At 36.0% G+C, this 1312-nt stretch carries 1 protein-coding gene and 1 pseudogene; both read left to right on the forward strand.

The genetic code is table 11. The features are described 5' to 3' along the window. The first annotated feature begins 298 nt into the window (after positions 1 to 298). The gene (locus tag SPADD19_RS02705; protein WP_241496433.1) at positions 299 to 1135 is read left to right on the forward strand and encodes a hypothetical protein; all 837 of its coding nucleotides are present in this window, start codon (positions 299 to 301) and stop codon (positions 1133 to 1135) included. 26 nt (positions 1136 to 1161) lie between these two features. After that, a pseudogene (locus SPADD19_RS13070) lies at positions 1162 to 1312 on the forward strand (HD domain-containing protein); the annotation flags it as partial.

Consider the following 1312-nt stretch of genomic DNA (forward strand, 5'->3'; position numbering starts at 1 on the left):
TTAGTAATATTGCACAAAACTTTATCCTTCATATAGCTTTGTTGGTATTTTTATCGCTGTTTGTGTTTTCTGGTAATGTGCTATTTTTTTCACCAGTGGTGGATTACAAAGTGAACATAAAATCTCTTAGAAAGGATCTGTTTAAATCGTGAAAATGACAAAGAAAAAAATGGTGCTTGCTTTACTAGTTTTGTTCTCGCTCATTGCTGGTATTTAGCTCTATATACGCTTTTCAACTGAGAGTTATTATAAACAATTTACTGATTATAGTGGAAAAGCGAAAATTGATGACTATGAGATGATTGCGGATGGTGCAGGCATTATCACTCACTGGAAATCAACCGATCCCAAGGAAGATCGGTTGATGAGGGAATATGGGTCTTATTATTATTTTGATCCTATCAGAGTCGGTTCAAAGCACATTTTGCATATGAATGTGAAATTTAGAGAAAATTATTACTATCGTACAACTCCTCCAGAAAAGGATGAATATTGGACTGTTAGTGTCTACAAGGTTAATGGTGAACGATTGAAAGAAGAGAAAGAGCTTGATTTGTTTAAAGTTGTAGAACAATTTGATCCGGATTATATTCCTACAGAATTAGGCTCAGTATATTCATGGAATGGACGTGAGTTAGTTTCCTTACAAATTCGCAGTACCAAAGATAACTCAGTTCGAAAAATGATGTACTTGAATCTAGACACTCGTAAACTTGAAAGAAATGAGACCTTAGAGAATGATCACCAAAGAAAACCGATTCCAGATTTCAATGTACCAATTGATCGTGAGAAGAGCAGTATTGAAGAATTGAAATTTTTTAAAAATTGGTTTTCGATTGATCCCAAGGATCTCTCAAAAACGCAATTTAAGAAGTCTTCGAAGGCCTATAAACTCTTAAATCAAAAAGATACGAAAGTCATAGTAATAAAACCCCAGAATAGTGCGGATCAATATGCAAGAAGTATTGCTGTATTTGAACTCTTTATGAAGAAGGGTGTGAATCTCTATCAAGATGTCACGATTCCAGCTGAGCTATCAAGAGATGGGCAGACCCATACTACGCAGACAAAAGAAGAATTTGATCACTATTACGATCTAGAAAAGGCTCATAAGGTGTATAATGAGATTGATTGAAGTAAGAAAGACAAAGGACAAGAACGATGATCGAAGAACGAATCCAAGCTGCTAAGCAGTATGTTAAAACCTTATTTGCTGATCGAGCGGATGGCCATGATGTGGAGCATACTCTCCGCGTCTATACCAATGCTATGAGAATCGCACAAGCAGAAGGTCCATGTGATCTGGAGATAG

Source organism: Streptococcus parasanguinis (assembly GCF_001578955.1).
Lineage (GTDB): Bacteria > Bacillota > Bacilli > Lactobacillales > Streptococcaceae > Streptococcus > Streptococcus parasanguinis_U.

What these genes read in the sequence shown, in the direction of transcription:
- SPADD19_RS02705 (WP_241496433.1), top strand. Translation starts at nt 299, where the DNA reads ATGATTGCGGATGGTGCAGGCATTATCACTCACTGGAAATCAACCGAT.